Origin of the sequence: Pseudomonas protegens (assembly GCF_003732485.1) — a bacterium.
Lineage (GTDB): Bacteria > Pseudomonadota > Gammaproteobacteria > Pseudomonadales > Pseudomonadaceae > Aquipseudomonas > Aquipseudomonas protegens_B.
Genome location: NZ_MOAK01000056.1, coordinates 112,065 through 128,749, shown reverse-complemented (window position 1 = coordinate 128,749; position 16,685 = coordinate 112,065). Strand labels below are relative to the sequence as shown.

Genomic DNA, 16,685 nt, shown 5'->3' with positions numbered 1-16,685 from the left:
CCCCGCGGCCCCGCGGCCTGCCGATCTGCGGCATTGGCGGCATTGGCAGCTGGCGCGATGCGGCGGAGTTCGTCGCCCTGGGCTGTGGCGCCGTGCAGGTGTGTACGGCGGCAATGCTGCATGGCTTTCGCATCGTCGAGGAAATGAAGGATGGGCTGTCGCGGTGGATGGACAGCCAGGGCTACCACAGCCTGCAGGACTTCTCCGGGCGCGCGGTGGGCAACACCACCGACTGGAAGTACCTGGACATCAACTACCAGGTGATCGCCAGGATCGACCAGCAGGCCTGCATTGGCTGCGGCCGCTGCCATATCGCCTGCGAAGACACCTCGCACCAGGCGATTGCCAGCCTCCGGCAAGCCGACGGCAGCCATGTATATGAAGTGATCGACGACGAATGCGTGGGCTGCAACCTGTGCCAGATCACCTGCCCGGTGCAGGACTGCATCGAGATGGTGCCCCAGGAAACCGGCAAACCGTTCCTCGACTGGCTGCACGATCCGCGCAACCCCTACCGCGAAGCTGTTTGAGAGAGAGGCCTGCTCTTGCCGGCGAAGGCGATCTTGCGGGCCCCTTCGCTGGCAAGCCAGCTCCTACGGCTGGCAGGAATATCGCGGAGCATCTGTAGGAGCCGGCTTGCCGGCGAAGGCGATCTTGCGGGCCCCTTCGCTGGCAAGCCAGCTCCTGCGGCTGGCAGGAATATCGCGGGAGGTTCTGTAGGAGCCGGCTTGCCGGCGAAGGCGGTCTTGCGGCCCCCTTCGCTGGCAAGCCAGCTCCTGCGGGAAGCGGCGATGCAGCTTCAGGGTTCCAGCCCGATACCCCGCAGGATGACGCTGGTGACGGTCTGCACCGCGCGTTCGAATTGCAGGTCCGACAGGGGCTGGTGGTCGTTGAGGACCATCACTTGATGATCGAAGTCGGCGTAATGCTGGGTCGAGGCCCAGATCATGTACAGCAGGCTCGACGGTTCCACCGGCAAGATCCGTCCATCCTCAACCCATTGGCGGATCTTCGCTTCCTTCATCTTCGCCCAGTCGTACAGGCTGGCATCCAATGCCTCGCCCAGGGTCGGCGCGCCATGGATGATTTCGTTGGCCCAGACCTTGGAGCCATAGGGCCGGCTGCGTGAATGCTGCATCTTGGCGCGGATGTAGCTGCTGAGCACCACGCGCGGATCGTCGAACATCTCGAAGCACAATGCGTCCTGCTTCCACACGTCCAGCAGGTCCATGAGCACAGCGCTGTACAGCTCGTTCTTGGTGCTGAAGTAGTAATGCAGGTTGGAGCGCGGCAGTTGCACTTCTTCGGCGATGTCGGCCATGGCGGTGCCGGCATAGCCCTTTTCAGCGAAGATTTTCTCGGCACCCAGGAGGATCTTTTCCACGTTGCTGCGACGAATCTCGATCTTGTGATTGCCCATGAGGCCCCCCTGAAAACAGTCTGCGCCAAGACTAGCATCCGCCCTGGCAACAAGTTGGGCTTTCGCCAGCCAGCACTGTTAGGTAGGATCGGCCTCCCGCTCATTTGCAGCAGCCACTGCGGTGCTCCGTCCAGGCGTTAATTCGCGACACGGGCATACAGGTCTCTGCCCGAATGCCGGCCCTGCCCCATCGCCGGCCATCTGTCCTGTTACCGATGGAACCTACCCATGAAGATTCGCCCTCGCGTCGCTGCGGACGACGCCCTGCTGACCGCGCTCTGGGAGCGCTCGGTCCGCGCCACCCACGACTTTATCGCTGAAGACGATATCCAGCGCCTCTACCCGCTGGTGCGCGACAGCTACCTGCCGGCTCTTGAGGCCTGGGTCTGGGAGAACCCCGACGCCAGCCCCGGCGGTTTTATTGCCACTGACGACGACACCGTACAAATGCTGTTCATCGAACCGGCCCAACGGGGCCAGGGCATCGGTCGAAAGCTTCTGGATCACGTACGCCGTCCCGGCCTCAAGGTCGACGTCAACGAACAGAACCCCCAGGCCCACGGTTTCTACCGTCACTACGGCTTCGTCAACTGCGGTCGCTCGGAAACCGACGGCGAAGGCCGACCGTTTCCGATCATTCACATGCAGTTGCAAGACCAATGAGCCCGATTTTCTTTAAAGGTAAACCTGCCATGTCCCTGAAAAACCTCTTCACCACCACCGCCCTGCTGACTTCCCTGCTGGCCGCCAGTTCGGTGTTCGCCCACGCCCACCTGAAAAACTCGACCCCGGCGGCCCAAAGCAGTGTCAGCGCGCCCAGCGAGCTGCGCCTTGTGTTCACCGAAGGCGTGGAAGCGGCCTTCACCCAGGTCACGCTGAGCAAGGACGGCGCCCCGGTGGAGGTCAAAAGCGTCGCCACCGAAGGCACGGACAAGAAGACCCTGGTGGTCACCCCGGCCGCCACGCCGCTGCGCGCCGGCGAGTACAAGGTGGAATGGCACGCCGTGTCGGTGGACACCCACAAGAGCGAAGGCAGCTACAGCTTCAAGGTGAGCCAGTAATCCATGGCGTCATGGCTGGTGCTGTGCCGCTTCGTGCACTTTGCGGTGGTCCTGACCCTGGTGGGTGCCTGGGTGTTTCGCCCGCTGTTGCTGGGCCGAAATTCCGCGCAGAACGGCCATGGCGCCGTGCATCGACAGCTCGATCGGCTCAGCCGCTGGTTGACGCTGATCGGCCTGGGCAGCGGCCTGTGCTGGCTGCTGCTGATCACCGCCAGCATGGCCGGCTCCTGGTCGGCGGCGCTGGACCCGGCGACTGTGCAATTGGTGCTGGGCAAGACCTTCTTCGGCCAGGTCTGGACCTGGCACCTGCTGCTCAATCTGCTGTTGCTGGGGCTGCTGCTGACCCCGCTGGGCCGGCGCCTGCCGCTGCAACTGGGGCTGGGCGCCCTGCTCCTGGCAACCCTGGCTCCGGTGGGCCACGGCGCCATGCTCGATGGGTTGGCGGGGCAGTTGCTGATCCTCAACCAGGTCGTTCACCTGAGCTGCGTGGGCATCTGGCTTGGCGGTTTGCTGGTGTTGCTGCTGGTGTTGCGGCAACCACCGCAGGCCTCTGTGGAACCGCTGTTGCGGCGTTTCAGCGGTGTGGGGTACGGCTTGGTCGCGGGGTTGCTGGCAAGCGGCCTGATCAATGTGCGGGTGCTCACCGGGCAGTGGTGGCCGACTCCATTGTTCAGCGGCTTTGCCCTGATCTTGCTGATCAAGGTGCTACTGGTGGCGGGCATGCTCGGGCTGGCACTGTTCAATCGCCTGCGGATTCGCGGCTGCGACCAGCGCCTTGCCAGCCTGCGCAACAGCGTGCAGCTGGAGTGGCTGCTGGGAGTGGCTGCAGTGGCGGCGGTCTCGTTGCTGGGCCCCTTGCCGCCGATGCAGGCGGCGTAAACCTCAGCCTGTAGGAGCTGGCTTGCCAGCGAAAGCGTCGGCAGCATCGCTGCAAATCTTACGGGCCTCTTCGCCGGCAAGCCGGCTCCTACAGAGCGGTGGTGTGGCGGCTATTGGCTGGTGTCGATGCTGACCACCACCGACAATCCGGGGCGCAGGCGTTCAAGCTCCGGCTGATCCGGGTTGACGGTGATCCGCACCGGTACGCGCTGGGCAATCTTGACGAAGTTGCCGGTGGCGTTGTCGGCCTGCAACAAGGCGAACTCGGAACCGGTGGCCGGGGATATCCGTTGCACCTTGCCGCTGAATTTACGGTGGCTCAGCGCGTCCACGCTAAAGCTCACCGGCTGCCCGACCCGGACATTGTCCATCTGGGTTTCCTTCAGGTTGGCAATCACCCACAGCTGGTTCGGCACCAGGGCCATGAGTTGGGCGCCGGAATTGACGTAGGCCCCCAGGCGCACGCCGATCTGCCCCAACTGGCCGTCCCGCGGGGCGAGGATGCGGGTGTTGGACAGGTCGATCCGCGCCAGTTCCACCGCCGCTTCGGCGCTGGCCACTGCCGCTTCCAGGGAGCCGCGGTTGACGATCACGGTCTGCAGGTCCTGGCGGGCTATTTCCAGTTGCGCCTGGGCCTGGGCCACGGCGGCCACGGTCTGGGCATTGGCCGCGCGGGTCACGTCCAGTTCACGCCGGGACACCGAGCCGTCGGCAATCAGTGCTTCGTTGCGCTGCAAGTCGGCCGCGCTCTTGCGCGCCTGGGCCTGGCTGTCGGCCAGGGCCGCCTGGCGCAGCTTGATGGTGGCTTCGGCGCTGTTGCGCTGTTGCAAGGCATTGGCCAGCGCCGCCTTCTGCACCGCCAATTGCGCCAGGGACTGGTCCAGGCGCTGTTGGTAGATACGGTCGTCAAGGCGCACCAGCAGGTCGCCGGCCTTGACCTGCTGGAAGTCCTGCACCGGCACCTCGAACACGTAGCCACTGAGCTGCGGGCCGATGATGGTCACCTGCCCGCGCACCAGGGCGTTCTCGGTACTTTCGATGGCGCTGGAAAACGGCGGCAGTTGCCAGGCGTAGAGCACGATCAGCACGCCGACAATGGCGATGGCGGCAAAGCCCAGGGACGAGAGGATGCGTACCGCCAACGGCCGCGGCTCGGTGGCAGGAATACTCGGCGGGCCGTTGGGCTCGGGAGTCGAGGCAATGGCGTTGGTGGTGGGGTTGAGGGTTTCGCTCATGAACTTGGGGCACCACTTTGTTGAACGGGAGTCTGGGGCGCGACGGCTTTGGTGGTGCTCATCAGCCACAGGCTGCGAATGAATATCCAGATCATGGTGAGTACGGCAATCACTGCAATCAGCATGAATACATCGTTATAGGCCAGCACGTTGGCCTCGCGGGTGGCCGCGCTGGCCAGGCTGCGAATGCCTTGCAGGGTGCGCAGGTCGGGGTCGGCAATCACCTTGCCGTAGGCCGCCCCGCCACTCTGCACCCGGGCCAGGACCTGGGGATCGAGCAGGGTCAGTTGCTCGACGATATGGCTGGAATGGTACTTCTCGCGCACGATCTGGAAGGTCCCGAGCAAGGCCGAGCCGATCAGCCCGCCAAGGTTCTGGCAGATGCCGAACAGCACCGAGAAACTCACCAGATTGCGCGGATTGGTCAGCACATTGCGGGTGCCCAGGACCATGGTCGGGCCGAGGAAGAAGGTGCCGCCAAAGGCCAGGAGGAACTGGCTGAGGTACATGTTGGCCGGACGCGTGAGGTTGCTGGAGAAACTGTCCATCACCGAGCCCACGGCCATCAGCGCCAGGGAAATGATCAGCGGCATCAACAGGTGCGCCGGGTTGATGGTCAGGGCGCTGGTGGCCAGCCCGGCGATGCTGCCCAGTAGCATCACCCCGTAGAGCAGGCGCATCTGCTCGCTGCTCATGTTCAGCGCCTGGAGAAAACCCACGGCGCCGGTGGACTGCTCGGACAGCACCATGCGGATCAGGATCACCGCCAGGGCCAGGCGGATCATCGCCCCGCTGCCCAGCCAGCGGGTCATCAGCATCGGGTTGCGGCGGTTATGTTCGATGCACAGCCCGGCCAGGATCAGCACGATGGAGCCGGCGCTGGCGTAGCCGATCCACGGCGCCTCCAGCCACCAGTCGATGCGCCCCAGGGACAGCACCGCACACAACAGGGCGACGCCTGTGGCCAGCAGGGCGAAGGTCAGGAAGTCGAGCTTCTCGAAGGTCCGGAAGCGATCCCCCGGGGGCAGCTTGAGCATGAACACGCAGCCCAGGGAGGTCAGCGCCAGGCCCAGTTCGAACAGGTACAGGCCGCGCCATTCGGCGATCTGCAGCAGGTCTTCGGAAAACAGCCGGGCCAGGGGCAAGGCCAGCTGCGAGGTGCCCAGCCCCAGCACCAGGGCCTTGAGCCGCCATTTCGCCGGGAAGGCCTGGACCATGTAGTACAGCCCCAGGGAGCTCAACGCCGCACCGACCATGCCGTGGGCCGCCCGCACGGCGATGGCCGAGCTCAGGTCGTTGACGAACAGGTGGCCGAAGGTCACCAGGGCATAGAGCACCAGAAACACTTCGGTGAAGGCCCGCAGGCCGAACTGCTGGCGAAACTTCACCAGCAGCAAGTTCATCGACACGTTGGTCATCACGTAGGCGGCCGGCAGCCAGGCCATTTCCGCGGTGGTCGCCCCCAGTGCCCCTTGCAGGTACGGCAGGTTGGCGATCACCAGCGAGTTGCCCAGCCCCCCGGTGATGGCCACCAGCAAGCCCACCAGGGCATAGGCCAGGCGCTTGTGAGTGGGGTGCAGCGGTGTCGAGGGGGAACCGGGCAAGCTGGGCTTTTCGTGGGGCTGCCAGTTGCGCGGGGCGTAATGATCCATGCCGTGACCTTGTGCTGTGCCGGCCGCTGTTGCAGCGGTTGGCGATGTTCCCGGTGGTCCGGCAGTGTGCCGGAAAATCCCGCCGTCCAGGCAATGCCCGGACTTGCAGGATGAATTTTATTTTAAGGCGCTGGCGCCGGTGGCTTTTTTTCGCAATCCTGCGTTCGCTGGTGGTCGTTGAACCGCCTGCCTGCCCTCGCCTGTCGGAGCCCGAATGCCGCTGAACTTTGTGAAGATGCACGCCAATGGCGACGACTTCGTGCTGATCGATGCCCGTGGCCGCGCCAACCCGATCACCGCTGAACGGGCCAGGGCCCTGGGAGATCGCCAGCGCGGCATCGGTTTCAATCAGTTGGTGGTGCTCGGCGACTGCCACGAGAGCGCGGCGCAACTGACCTTCTTCAACGCCGATGGTTCCAGCCTGGATACCTGCGGCAGCGCCACCCGCGGCGCCGCCGACCTGCTGATGCAGGAAAGCGGCGTCACCTCGGTGCAGGTGAAAACCGCCCGCGGCCTGCAGCAATGCCTGCGCCTTGAGGATCAGTCGGTGTCCGTGGAAATGGGCCTGCCGTCGTTCGACTGGCAGGCCATTCCCCTGGTCCGAGAGCTGGACAGCCTGCACCTGCCACTGCCGGGAACACCCACGGCGTGCAGCATGGGCAACCCCCATTGCAGCTTTTTCGTCGACGATCTGGATCACCTGGACATTGCCGCGCTGGGCCCAAAGATCGAGAGCGACCCGCTGTTTCCGCACAAGACCAACGTGCACTTCATCCAGGTGATCGACCGCCAGACCATCCGCCTGCGCATCTGGGAGCGTAATGGCGCGATCCCCCTGGGCTCCGGTTCCTGTTCCTGCGGGGCGGCGGTCAATGGCATCCGTCGTGGCTTGCTGGACAGCCCGGTGCGGGTGCTGTGCGACGGCGGGCCGGTGACGGTGAGCTGGGACGGCCAGGGCAAGGTGCGCCTGGCCGGCAGCGTGACCCGGGTGTTCAGCGGGTCACTGTGAAGGGTTGGGTTTTCGCTACATCCAGCCCAGCCATTTCCACCAGGTCATGGCGAACACCAGCATCAACAGGTAGCCGATCAGCGTCACCAGCAGCCCGACCTTGGCGAACTGCCGGGCATTGAAGGTCTCGGTACCCAGGCAGACCATGTTCTGCGGCGCGTTGATCGGCAGGATGAAGCCATAGCTGACGACAAAGCCCAGGAGCATGGTCATGCCCAGGCGGCTGAACTCGCCCGGCAGGGTTTGCAGCACGGCGATCAGGATCGGCAGCAAGGCCGAGGTCAGGGCCGTAGCACTGGCGAACCCCAGGTGGATGAGAATCAGGAACGCCGCGAGAATCGCGAACACCGCCAACGGCCCGACCTGGTCCAGGCCGGTATGGGCCACCACCTGCCCGCCCAGCCATTGCCCGGCCTGGGTGCTGAGCAGCGCCGAACCCAGGCTGATGCCGACCCCGAAGACGATCACCGTGCCCCAGGGAATGCGCGACTGCACGTCCTTCCAGGTCATGATGCCGATCCGCGGCAGCAGCAGGATCACCAGCCCGGCGTAGGTGGTGGTCGTGGTGTCGAAGGGGTGCAGCTTGCCTTCGGTGGACCAGGCCAGGAGCAGCAGCACCGACACCGCCAGCAGGCGCTTCTGCGGCCCGGTCATGGGGCCGATGTCCGCCAGGGACTGGGCCACCGCTTCCTTGCCGCCAGGGATGCTGTCGGTTTCCGGCGGCAGCAGTTTCAGCACCAGCCACAGCAGCACCAGGGACATGATCACCGCCCAGGGCGCGCCGGCGATCAGCCAGTCGAGCCAGGCCACGCGCTGGCCGAGCATCTTGTCCATGAAGCCCACGGTCAGCAGGTTCTGCGCCGCGGCGGTCTGGATGCCGACGTTCCAGATGCTGGTGCCCTGGGCGACCACGATCATCAGCCCGGCGGCGATATTGGAGCGCTTGTCGACGCCGAACGCGGCGATCACCCCCATCATGATCGGCACCACACAGGCACTGCGGGCGGTGGCGCTGGGCACCAGCAGGCTGAGGAGGATGGTCACGGCAATAGCGCCGATGAGGATGCGCCGGGTGCTGGTGCCGACCCGGGTCAGGGTCACCAGGGCGATGCGCCGGTCGAGGCCGGTGTGGGTCATGGCCGCGGCGATGAACAAGGCACCGGCCACCAGGGCCAGGGCCGAGTTGGAGAACCCGGTCAGGGCCAGGCTGATGGCCGCCGAGCTGCCATAGACCTGGGTCGGGTCCTGCAGGGTCGGCGCGGTGCCAATCAGGAACGCCATCAGCGCCGTGATCATGATCGCGCTGGCCTCGTAGGACACCGCTTCGCTGATCCACACCACCACGGCAAACGCCAGGATCGCCAGCATCCGGTGGCCGGCCACCGGCAGGTCGGCGGGCAGTGGCAAAAGCAGCACCCCGACCATGGCCAGTACGGCGATCAGCAATCCAATCGGTAGTACAGCCTTGGCCGCGGGCGCCGTTGTCAGAGGCGTAGTCATGGGCCTTTTCCTTTTCAATTGGAGAGGCGCCAAGCTTGCTACAAAACCGCCAAAAGCGCGTTGATAAAGGTCAAGCTGCGGATTGCCAGCCTTTGCTCTGCCTCGAGGTCGAGGCCACGCACAGGCGGAGAAATATTTTTTTACATCCCTACAGATTTTTCATCTCGTTGGAGTCACAGTGCTATCAAGGCGACAAGGAGTCGAAAAGAAATTGGCGGTATCACTCCAACCTGCAAGGTGCCTTTATGGTGACAAGAAACTTGAAACTGACGTCCAGGGCGCTCCTGAGTTTTGGCGCTATCTGTGTGCTACTGATCAGTCTGGGGGGACTGGCGCTGTGGAAAATGGGACAGATTCACGACGCCGCACTGGATCTGCAAACCAATTGGCTGCCCAGCGTCAGGCAAGCCACGAAAATCGAATCTTCCACCTTGCGGGTGCGCCTGGAGGCCCTGCACTACGCCACTGAAAGCGAGGCCCAGAAAGGCCCATCCCTGGACAAGCTGGGCAGCCTGAAGACCACCCTGGCCCAGGCCATCAAGGACTACGAGCCGCTGGTGTCCAGCGCCGAGGAAAAAACCGCCTTTGATCAGGTCAAGCGCGGCGCCCAGGACTACCTGGACAAGCTGGCGGTGCTGATCGATGCCAGCAAGACCAACACCGCGCAGCAAAGCAGCGACTACATCAATCAGGTCACGGTGCCCCTGGCCAATACCCTGCAAGGCGCCATCGAGGCCCTGATCAAGATCAACGAGAGCGGTGCCGCGCACTCGGCGACCCTGGCCGACAATCAGTTCGACAGCGGCCTGACCCTGACCTCGGTGATCATCGTCCTGGCGATTGTCCTGACCATGTTCATCGCCACCCTGTTCACCCGCAGCATCATCCGCCCGGTGCTCTCGCTGCTGGCCACCACGCAAAAAATCGCCGAGGGCGACCTGCGGGCCCAGGTGGAAGTCAGCGGCCAGGACGAACTCACCGACCTGCAGAAATCCACCCAGTCCATGCTCGACAGCCTGAAGTCGACCATCCGCCACATTGCCGATTCCTCCACCCAACTGGCCTCCGCCGCCGAGGAAATGAGCGCCATCACCCGCGAGTCCAACGCCGGCATCCAGCAACAGAGCATGGAGACCGACCAGGCCGCCACCGCGGTCAACGAAATGACCGCCGCCGTCGAGGAAGTGGCGCGCAACGCCGTGTCCGCCTCGCAGTCGACCCAGGCCTCGGAGCGTTCCGCCGGGCTGGGCAAGGAGCGGGTCGAGCAGACCATCCATTCCATCGAGAAACTCACCGGGACCGTGGAGAACACCCGGGTGGAAATGGCCGGCCTGGCCCAACAGGCCCAGGACATCACCAAGGTCCTGGACGTGATCCGCGCCATTGCCGAGCAGACCAACCTGCTGGCGCTGAACGCCGCCATCGAGGCTGCCCGGGCCGGCGAGCAAGGCCGCGGCTTTGCCGTGGTCGCCGATGAAGTGCGGGCCCTGGCCCACCGCACCCAGCTCTCGACCCAGGAGATCGAGCAGATGATCCAGGGCATCCAGAACGGCTCGAGCAAGGCCATGCTGTCGATGCAGCAAAGCAGCGAGGATGCCAGCCAGACCCTGGCCATCGCCCACGAGGCCGGCGCCGCCATCGGCCATATCGCCCAGGCCATCAGCGAGATCAACGAACGCAACCTGATGATCGCCACCGCCTCGGAGGAACAGGCCCAGGTGGCGCGCTCGGTGGACCAGAACCTGATGAGCATCCGCGACCTGTCGCTGCAAAGCTCGTCCGCCGCCAGCCAGACTTCCATTGCCAGCAGTGAACTGTCGTCCCTGGCGGTGAGTCTGAACAAGCTGGTGGCACGCTTCTCCCTGTGAGACGGGCCGAGGCCCGGCAAGACGTCAGGTAAAGAAAAGCAGTGGCGCTGTTCGCCGGCAAGCCGGCTCCTACACCAGTCTGTAGGAGCCGACTGGTCGGCGATGGCCCACCGCCCTGAAAGGGAGTGCTGTTGATGCTCAAACTGATCTCGATCCATCAACTGCAGATGGGCATGTACATCCATCAATTCTGTGGTTCCTGGCTGGACCACTCCTTCTGGAAGGCAGGCTTTGTGCTCAAGAGCACAAGCGACCTGCAACGCTTGCGCCAATCCAATATCGACAGCCTGTGGATCGACTCGGACAAGGGCCGCGATCTGCCGGAGGAGCAACCGCCCGCTACGGCCGTTGCCGAACCGCTGTTTCGCAGTAACGCCCCGCTACGGGTCGAACGGGCTGACGAAATCCAGCGCGCGCTGAAGCTCTGCGCCCACTCGAAACAGGCCGTCATGGGCATGTTCCAGGAGGTGCGCATGGGCAGGGCCATCGAGCTGGTGCAGGTGGACGATCTGGTGCACAACATCTCCACCTCCCTGCTGCGCCATCCCGATGTGCTGATCAGCCTGGCCCGGCTCAAGACTGCCGACGATTACACCTACATGCACTCGGTGGCGGTGTGCGCGCTGATGGTGGCAGTGGCCCGGCAACTGGAGCTGCCGGTGACCCAGGTGCATCAGGCCGGGGTCGCCGGGCTGCTGCACGACATCGGCAAGCTGACGGTTCCCGACAGCATCCTCAACAAGCCGGACAAACTCTCCGCCGAGGAATTCGAACGGATCAAGCAGCATCCCACCGCCGGGGGCGCGATCCTGCGCCAGAACCCGCAGCTGGATGCGCTGGTGCTGGACGTGTGCCTGCACCATCACGAAAAGATCGACGGCAGCGGCTACCCGCACCACCTGGCGGGGGAGCAGATCAGTCTGTTCGCACAGATGGGCGCGGTCTGCGACGTGTATGACGCCGTGACCTCGACCCGCCCCTACAACCGTGGCTGGGACCCGGCCGAGGCCTTGCAGCGCATGTCCGGCTGGACCGGGCATTTCGGCCCGCGGGTGTTGCAGGCCCTGGTCAAGTGCGTCGGCATCTACCCGGTGGGTTCCCTGGTGCGCCTGCACAGCGGCAAGCTGGCGGTGGTCCTGGAGCAGAACAGCGAGTCGCTGCTGCTGCCCAAGGTCAAGGTGTTCTTTTCCACCCGCTCGAAGATGCCCCTGCCGCAACGGGTCCTGGACCTGTCACGGCTGCAGGGCGAGGAACACATCGTCGCCCGGGAAGCGCCAGAGGCCTGGGACTTCAAGCAACTGCAGCAGCTGTGGAGCGAAGTCCCGGCCTGAGCCTCAGGTGCCCAGGGTCAGGCCGTTGGCCGGCAACGGCAGCGCGGTCTTGTAGCGCACCTGCTTGAGGGCAAAGCTGGAACGGATATTGGCCACCCCGGGGACCTTGGTCAGGAAGTCCATCATGAAGCGTTCCAGGGACTGGATGCTGGGCACCAGCACCCGGATCAGATAGTCCGGATCACCGGCCATCAGGTAGCACTCCATCACCTCCGGGCGGTCGGCGATGGCCTCCTCGAAGTGCTGCAGGGCCTCTTCCACCTGCTTCTCCAGGCTGACGTGAATGAACACGTTGACGTGCAGCCCCAGGAGGTCGGCGTCCAGCAGGGTCACCTGCTCGCGGATCAGCCCCAGCTCCTCCATGGCCTTGACCCGGTTGAAGCAGGGAGTGGGCGAAAGGTTCACCGAACGGGCGAGGTCGGCGTTGGTGATGCGGGCATTCTCCTGAAGACTGTTGAGAATGCCGATGTCGGTACGGTCCAGTTTGCGCATGAGACAAAACAACCTGTTTTTTATGTTTATGCAGATTTTTTATCTGCAAATAACCTCCAGTGCAATGAAACAGAGATAAATATTCTCCTACGCCCGGCCTATGATGTTTGTAGGACAAGATTTCTCTTACCCAGGGAATGACTGTCAGCTAGCGCGCCCAATTACAAGAAATCCACAAGATCGAGCGTAGAAAGCCATGACCACAGCGTATGCACCGCTACGCCTGCACGTTCCCGAACCCTCGGGCCGTCCCGGCTGCAAGACCGACTTCACCTACCTGCGTCTGAACGACGCCGGCCTGGCCCGCAAACCCCCTATCGATATCGAACCTGCCGACTGCGCCGACCTGGCCCGCGGCCTGATCCGTGTGCTCGACGATCAGGGCAACGCCCTGGGCGAATGGGCCGACGACGTGCCCCTGGAGATCCTCCGCCTGGGCATGCGCGCCATGCTCAAGACGCGGATCTTCGACAACCGCATGGTGGTCGCCCAGCGCCAGAAGAAGATGTCCTTCTACATGCAGAGCCTGGGGGAAGAAGCCATCGGCAGCGCCCAGGCCCTGGCCCTGAACATCGACGACATGTGCTTCCCCACCTACCGCCAGCAAAGCATCCTGATGGCCCGGGAAGTGCCGCTGGTGGAGATGATCTGCCAACTGCTGTCCAACGAGCGCGATCCGCTCAAGGGACGCCAGTTGCCGATCATGTACTCGGTGAAGGAATCCGGGTTCTTCACCATCTCCGGCAACCTGGCGACCCAGTTCGTCCAGGGTGTGGGCTGGGGCATGGCCTCGGCCATCAAGGGCGATACCAAGATCGCCTCGGCCTGGATCGGCGACGGCGCCACCGCCGAGTCGGACTTCCACACCGCCCTGACCTTCGCCCACGTGTACCGGGCGCCGGTGATCCTCAACGTGGTCAACAACCAGTGGGCGATCTCCACCTTCCAGGCCATCGCCGGGGGTGAAGCCACCACCTTCGCCGGACGCGGCGTGGGCTGCGGCATCGCTTCCCTGCGGGTCGACGGCAACGATTTCATCGCGGTCTACGCCGCCTCGCGCTGGGCTGCCGAACGCGCCCGCCGCAACCTCGGCCCGACCCTGATCGAGTGGGTCACCTACCGCGCCGGCCCGCACTCCACTTCCGACGACCCGTCGAAATACCGCCCGGCCGACGACTGGAGCCACTTCCCCCTGGGCGATCCGATTGCCCGTCTCAAGCAGCACATGATCAAGATCGGCCAGTGGTCCGAAGAGGAACACGCCGCAGTCAGTGCCGAGCTCGAAGCCCAGGTCATCGCCGCACAGAAGGAAGCCGAGCAGTTCGGCACTCTCGCCGGCGGCCAGATCCCCAGCGCCGCGACCATGTTCGAGGATGTCTACAAGGACATGCCCGAGCACCTGAAACGCCAACGCCAGGAACTGGGGATCTGAGATGAACGATCACAACAACAATATCCAGCTGGAAACCGCCATGACCACCACCACCATGACCATGATCCAGGCCCTGCGCTCGGCCATGGATGTGATGCTCGAGCGTGACGACAACGTCGTGGTGTTCGGCCAGGACGTGGGCTACTTCGGCGGCGTGTTCCGCTGCACCGAAGGCCTGCAGGCCAAGTACGGCACCTCGCGGGTGTTCGACGCGCCGATCTCGGAAAGCGGCATCGTCGGCGCGGCCATTGGCATGGGCGCCTACGGCCTGCGTCCGGTGGCGGAAATCCAGTTCGCCGACTACGTCTACCCGGCCTCGGACCAGATCATTTCCGAAGCCGCGCGCCTGCGCTATCGCTCCGCCGGCCAGTTCACCGCGCCCATGACCCTGCGCATGCCTTGCGGCGGCGGTATCTACGGCGGCCAGACCCACAGCCAGAGCATCGAGGCGATGTTCACCCAGGTCTGCGGCCTGCGCACCGTGATGCCGTCCAACCCCTACGACGCCAAGGGCCTGTTGATCGCCTCCATCGAGAACGATGACCCGGTGATCTTCCTTGAACCCAAGCGCCTGTATAACGGCCCGTTCGACGGCCACCACGATCGCCCGGTAACCCCCTGGTCGAAACACCCGGCGGCCCAGGTGCCGGACGGCTACTACAAGGTGCCGCTGGATGTGGCCGCCATCACTCGCCCGGGCAAGGACGTCACCGTCCTCACCTACGGCACCACCGTCTATGTGTCGCAAGTGGCGGCCGAGGAAACCGGCATCGACGCCGAGGTCATCGACCTGCGCAGCCTGTGGCCCCTGGACCTGGACACCATCGTCAAGTCGGTGAAAAAGACCGGCCGTTGCGTGGTGGTGCATGAAGCCACCCGTACCTGCGGTTTCGGCGCCGAACTGGTGTCGCTGGTGCAGGAACACTGCTTCCACCACCTGGAAGCCCCGATCGAGCGCGTCACCGGTTGGGATACGCCGTATCCCCACGCGCAGGAGTGGGCATATTTCCCAGGGCCGTCCCGAGTGGGCGCGGCGCTGCAACGGGTCATGGAGGTCTGAATGGGCACGCACGTTATCAAGATGCCGGACATCGGCGAAGGCATCGCGGAAGTTGAGCTGGCACAGTGGCACGTAAAAGTCGGCGATCAGGTGGTGGAAGACCAGGTCCTGGCGGACGTGATGACCGACAAGGCGATGGTGGACATCCCCTCCCCGGTGCACGGCACGGTCATTTCCCTGGGCGGTGAGCCCGGTGAAGTGATGGCGGTGGGCAGCATCCTCATCAGCATCGAAGTCGAAGGCGCGGGCAACCTCAAGGAGTCCGCCCAGGCAGCCGCACCGGCGGCAAAAGAGCCGGCAGCTATCAATAAGCCGGCGGCTGCCGCGCCAGTGGTCGAAGCGCCGAAGGTGGAAAAAGCCATCGCCAGCCAGGCCGCCTGCCGCGCTGCGCCCCAGGCGCCAGTGGCCCGGGAAGCCGACGAGCGTCCGCTGGCCTCGCCGGCGGTGCGCAAGCACGCCCTGGACTTGGGCATCCAGCTGCGTCTGGTGCAAGGCAGTGGCCCCGCCGGGCGCATCCTGCACGAAGACCTGGACGCCTACCTGGCCCAGGACAGCCAGCCGCTCAAGGGCTACTCGGCGCCGGGCGCCGGCTATGCCGAGCGCCACGACGAAGAGCAGATCCAGGTCATTGGCATGCGCCGCAAGATCGCCCAGCGCATGCAGGAATCCAAGCATCGCGCCGCGCACTTCAGCTATGTCGAGGAAGTGGACGTCACCGCCCTGGAAGAGCTGCGCATCCACCTCAATGAAAAGCACGGCGCCACTCGCGGCAAGCTGACCCTGCTGCCGTTCCTGGTGCGGGCCATGGTCGTCGCCCTGCGCGACTTCCCGCAGATCAACGCGCGCTACGACGACGAGGCCCAGGTCATCACCCGCCTCGGCGCGGTGCACGTCGGGGTCGCCACCCAGAGCGACGTCGGCCTGATGGTGCCGGTGGTGCGTCACGCCGAAGCCCGCAGCCTGTGGGGCAATGCCGAGGAAATTTCGCGCCTGGCCAAGGCCGCCCGCAGCGGCAAGGCGGCCCGGGATGAACTGTCCGGTTCCACCATCACCCTCACCAGCCTCGGCGCTCTGGGCGGGATTGTCAGCACGCCGGTGCTGAACCTGCCGGAAGTGGCGATTGTCGGGGTCAACCGCATCGTTGAACGGCCAATGGTGATCAAGGGCCAGATCGTGATCCGCAAGATGATGAACCTTTCCAGCTCCTTCGATCACCGGGTGGTCGACGGCATGGACGCTGCGCAATTCATCCAGGCCATTCGCGGCCTGCTCGAACAACCCGCCACGCTGTTTGTGGACTGATCATCAGAGGAGCAGGCATGCAACAGACTCTCAATACTCAACTGCTGATCATCGGCGGCGGCCCTGGCGGTTACGTGGCGGCGATCCGTGCCGGCCAGCTGGGCATCTCCACCATTCTGGTGGAAGGCCAGTCCCTGGGCGGCACCTGCCTGAACATCGGCTGCATCCCGTCCAAGGCGCTGATCCACGTCGCCGAGCAATTCCACCAGACCCGCCACCACAGCCAGGGCTCGGCTCTGGGCATCGAAGTGGCGGCGCCGACCCTGAATATCGGCAAGAGCGTGGAATGGAAAGACGGCATCGTCGACCGCCTGACCACCGGGGTCGCCGCGCTGTTGAAGAAAAACAAGGTCCAGGTGATTCAGGGCTGGGCCAAGGTCATCGACGGCAAGACCGTGGAGATCGAAGGCACCGATACCCGCATCCAGTGCGAGCACCTGCTGC

16 protein-coding genes are annotated in these 16,685 nt (G+C 64.4%); 11 read left to right on the top strand and 5 right to left on the bottom strand.

Annotated features, from left to right (window positions below; all coding sequences use genetic code 11):
* Positions 1–530, top strand: a 530-nt coding sequence (locus BLX41_RS35470) for a 4Fe-4S dicluster-binding protein (RefSeq protein WP_259744943.1), incomplete at its 5' end; no start/stop codon positions are given.
* A 269-nt stretch (positions 531–799) separates the two neighbouring features.
* On the opposite strand, the gene BLX41_RS15895 is transcribed toward BLX41_RS35470, so the two are convergent.
* A complete protein-coding gene (locus BLX41_RS15895; protein ID WP_123725683.1) occupies positions 800–1,420 on the bottom strand; it encodes a TetR/AcrR family transcriptional regulator in 621 nt (206 codons plus the stop codon).
* A 228-nt stretch (positions 1,421–1,648) separates the two neighbouring features.
* On the opposite strand from BLX41_RS15895, the gene BLX41_RS15890 reads away from it, so the two are divergent.
* From BLX41_RS15890 to copD, 3 genes are read left to right on the top strand one after another with little or no spacing between them, the layout of a single operon-like run.
* On the top strand, positions 1,649–2,083 hold the full coding sequence (locus tag BLX41_RS15890; RefSeq protein ID WP_123725682.1) for a GNAT family N-acetyltransferase: 435 nt from the start codon (positions 1,649–1,651) through the stop codon (positions 2,081–2,083).
* 29 nt (positions 2,084–2,112) lie between these two features.
* Positions 2,113–2,481 (top strand): copper homeostasis periplasmic binding protein CopC, encoded by a 369-nt coding sequence (gene copC / locus BLX41_RS15885; protein WP_123725681.1) that lies wholly within the window; start codon positions 2,113–2,115, stop codon positions 2,479–2,481.
* A gap of 3 nt (positions 2,482–2,484) precedes the next feature.
* Positions 2,485–3,360, top strand: coding sequence for a copper homeostasis membrane protein CopD (copD, locus tag BLX41_RS15880; protein ID WP_123725680.1), 876 nt, complete (start codon positions 2,485–2,487; stop codon positions 3,358–3,360).
* A gap of 110 nt (positions 3,361–3,470) precedes the next feature.
* Here the strand turns inward: copD and BLX41_RS15875 are convergent, their stop codons facing one another.
* Together BLX41_RS15875 and BLX41_RS15870 are read right to left on the bottom strand one after the other, a co-directional pair.
* Entirely contained in the window at positions 3,471–4,595 is a 1,125-nt protein-coding gene (locus BLX41_RS15875) for an HlyD family secretion protein (protein ID WP_123725679.1), read from the bottom strand.
* Positions 4,592–6,247 (bottom strand): MFS transporter, encoded by a 1,656-nt coding sequence (locus BLX41_RS15870; RefSeq protein WP_123725678.1) that lies wholly within the window; start codon positions 6,245–6,247, stop codon positions 4,592–4,594. The genes BLX41_RS15875 and BLX41_RS15870 overlap by 4 nt, the downstream gene beginning before the upstream one ends.
* Before the next feature lie 214 nt (positions 6,248–6,461).
* Between BLX41_RS15870 and dapF the strand changes: the two genes are divergently transcribed.
* On the top strand, positions 6,462–7,256 hold the full coding sequence (gene dapF, locus BLX41_RS15865) for a diaminopimelate epimerase (RefSeq protein ID WP_123725677.1): 795 nt from the start codon (positions 6,462–6,464) through the stop codon (positions 7,254–7,256).
* Positions 7,257–7,271: 15 nt separating this feature from the next.
* On the opposite strand, the gene BLX41_RS15860 is transcribed toward dapF, so the two are convergent.
* Positions 7,272–8,756 carry a DASS family sodium-coupled anion symporter gene (locus BLX41_RS15860; protein ID WP_123725676.1) on the bottom strand — a complete coding sequence of 495 codons (1,485 nt, stop codon included), beginning with the start codon at positions 8,754–8,756 and terminating at the stop codon, positions 7,272–7,274.
* Between the two features lie 245 nt (positions 8,757–9,001).
* Between BLX41_RS15860 and BLX41_RS15855 the strand changes: the two genes are divergently transcribed.
* Together BLX41_RS15855 and BLX41_RS15850 are read left to right on the top strand one after the other, a co-directional pair.
* Positions 9,002–10,624, top strand: coding sequence for a methyl-accepting chemotaxis protein (locus BLX41_RS15855; protein ID WP_123725675.1), 1,623 nt, complete (start codon positions 9,002–9,004; stop codon positions 10,622–10,624).
* Between the two features lie 134 nt (positions 10,625–10,758).
* Positions 10,759–11,955, top strand: a complete 1,197-nt coding sequence (locus tag BLX41_RS15850; RefSeq protein WP_123725674.1) for an HD-GYP domain-containing protein — start codon at positions 10,759–10,761, stop codon at positions 11,953–11,955.
* A gap of 3 nt (positions 11,956–11,958) precedes the next feature.
* On the opposite strand, the gene bkdR is transcribed toward BLX41_RS15850, so the two are convergent.
* Positions 11,959–12,447 (bottom strand): Bkd operon transcriptional regulator BkdR, encoded by a 489-nt coding sequence (gene bkdR / locus BLX41_RS15845; RefSeq protein ID WP_011060831.1) that lies wholly within the window; start codon positions 12,445–12,447, stop codon positions 11,959–11,961.
* 196 nt (positions 12,448–12,643) lie between these two features.
* Here bkdR and BLX41_RS15840 point away from each other — a divergent pair, with 196 nt between their 5' ends.
* From BLX41_RS15840 to BLX41_RS35465, 4 genes are all read left to right on the top strand, one after another.
* A complete protein-coding gene (locus BLX41_RS15840; RefSeq protein WP_123725673.1) occupies positions 12,644–13,879 on the top strand; it encodes a 3-methyl-2-oxobutanoate dehydrogenase (2-methylpropanoyl-transferring) subunit alpha in 1,236 nt (411 codons plus the stop codon).
* 1 nt (position 13,880) lies between these two features.
* Positions 13,881–14,939: an alpha-ketoacid dehydrogenase subunit beta gene (locus BLX41_RS15835; protein WP_123725672.1), complete on the top strand. Its 1,059-nt coding sequence runs from the start codon at positions 13,881–13,883 to the stop codon at positions 14,937–14,939.
* A complete protein-coding gene (locus BLX41_RS15830; protein WP_123725671.1) occupies positions 14,940–16,241 on the top strand; it encodes a dihydrolipoamide acetyltransferase family protein in 1,302 nt (433 codons plus the stop codon).
* A gap of 17 nt (positions 16,242–16,258) precedes the next feature.
* Positions 16,259–16,685: FAD-dependent oxidoreductase (locus BLX41_RS35465; protein WP_259744942.1), on the top strand; the 427-nt coding region annotated here is incomplete at its 3' end.

Bases quoted from the DNA above. Each gene is read 5' to 3' on its own strand.
- bkdR (WP_011060831.1), bottom strand. From the start codon at position 12,447: ATGCGCAAACTGGACCGTACCGACATCGGCATTCTCAACAGTCTTCAG.
- BLX41_RS15870 (WP_123725678.1), bottom strand. From the start codon at position 6,247: ATGGATCATTACGCCCCGCGCAACTGGCAGCCCCACGAAAAGCCCAGC.
- BLX41_RS15840 (WP_123725673.1), top strand. From the start codon at position 12,644: ATGACCACAGCGTATGCACCGCTACGCCTGCACGTTCCCGAACCCTCG.
- BLX41_RS15895 (WP_123725683.1), bottom strand. From the start codon at position 1,420: ATGGGCAATCACAAGATCGAGATTCGTCGCAGCAACGTGGAAAAGATC.
- BLX41_RS15875 (WP_123725679.1), bottom strand. From the start codon at position 4,595: ATGAGCGAAACCCTCAACCCCACCACCAACGCCATTGCCTCGACTCCC.
- BLX41_RS15835 (WP_123725672.1), top strand. From the start codon at position 13,881: ATGAACGATCACAACAACAATATCCAGCTGGAAACCGCCATGACCACC.
- BLX41_RS15850 (WP_123725674.1), top strand. From the start codon at position 10,759: ATGCTCAAACTGATCTCGATCCATCAACTGCAGATGGGCATGTACATC.
- dapF (WP_123725677.1), top strand. From the start codon at position 6,462: ATGCCGCTGAACTTTGTGAAGATGCACGCCAATGGCGACGACTTCGTG.
- BLX41_RS15890 (WP_123725682.1), top strand. From the start codon at position 1,649: ATGAAGATTCGCCCTCGCGTCGCTGCGGACGACGCCCTGCTGACCGCG.
- copD (WP_123725680.1), top strand. From the start codon at position 2,485: ATGGCGTCATGGCTGGTGCTGTGCCGCTTCGTGCACTTTGCGGTGGTC.
- BLX41_RS15830 (WP_123725671.1), top strand. From the start codon at position 14,940: ATGGGCACGCACGTTATCAAGATGCCGGACATCGGCGAAGGCATCGCG.
- copC (WP_123725681.1), top strand. From the start codon at position 2,113: ATGTCCCTGAAAAACCTCTTCACCACCACCGCCCTGCTGACTTCCCTG.
- BLX41_RS15860 (WP_123725676.1), bottom strand. From the start codon at position 8,756: ATGACTACGCCTCTGACAACGGCGCCCGCGGCCAAGGCTGTACTACCG.
- BLX41_RS15855 (WP_123725675.1), top strand. From the start codon at position 9,002: ATGGTGACAAGAAACTTGAAACTGACGTCCAGGGCGCTCCTGAGTTTT.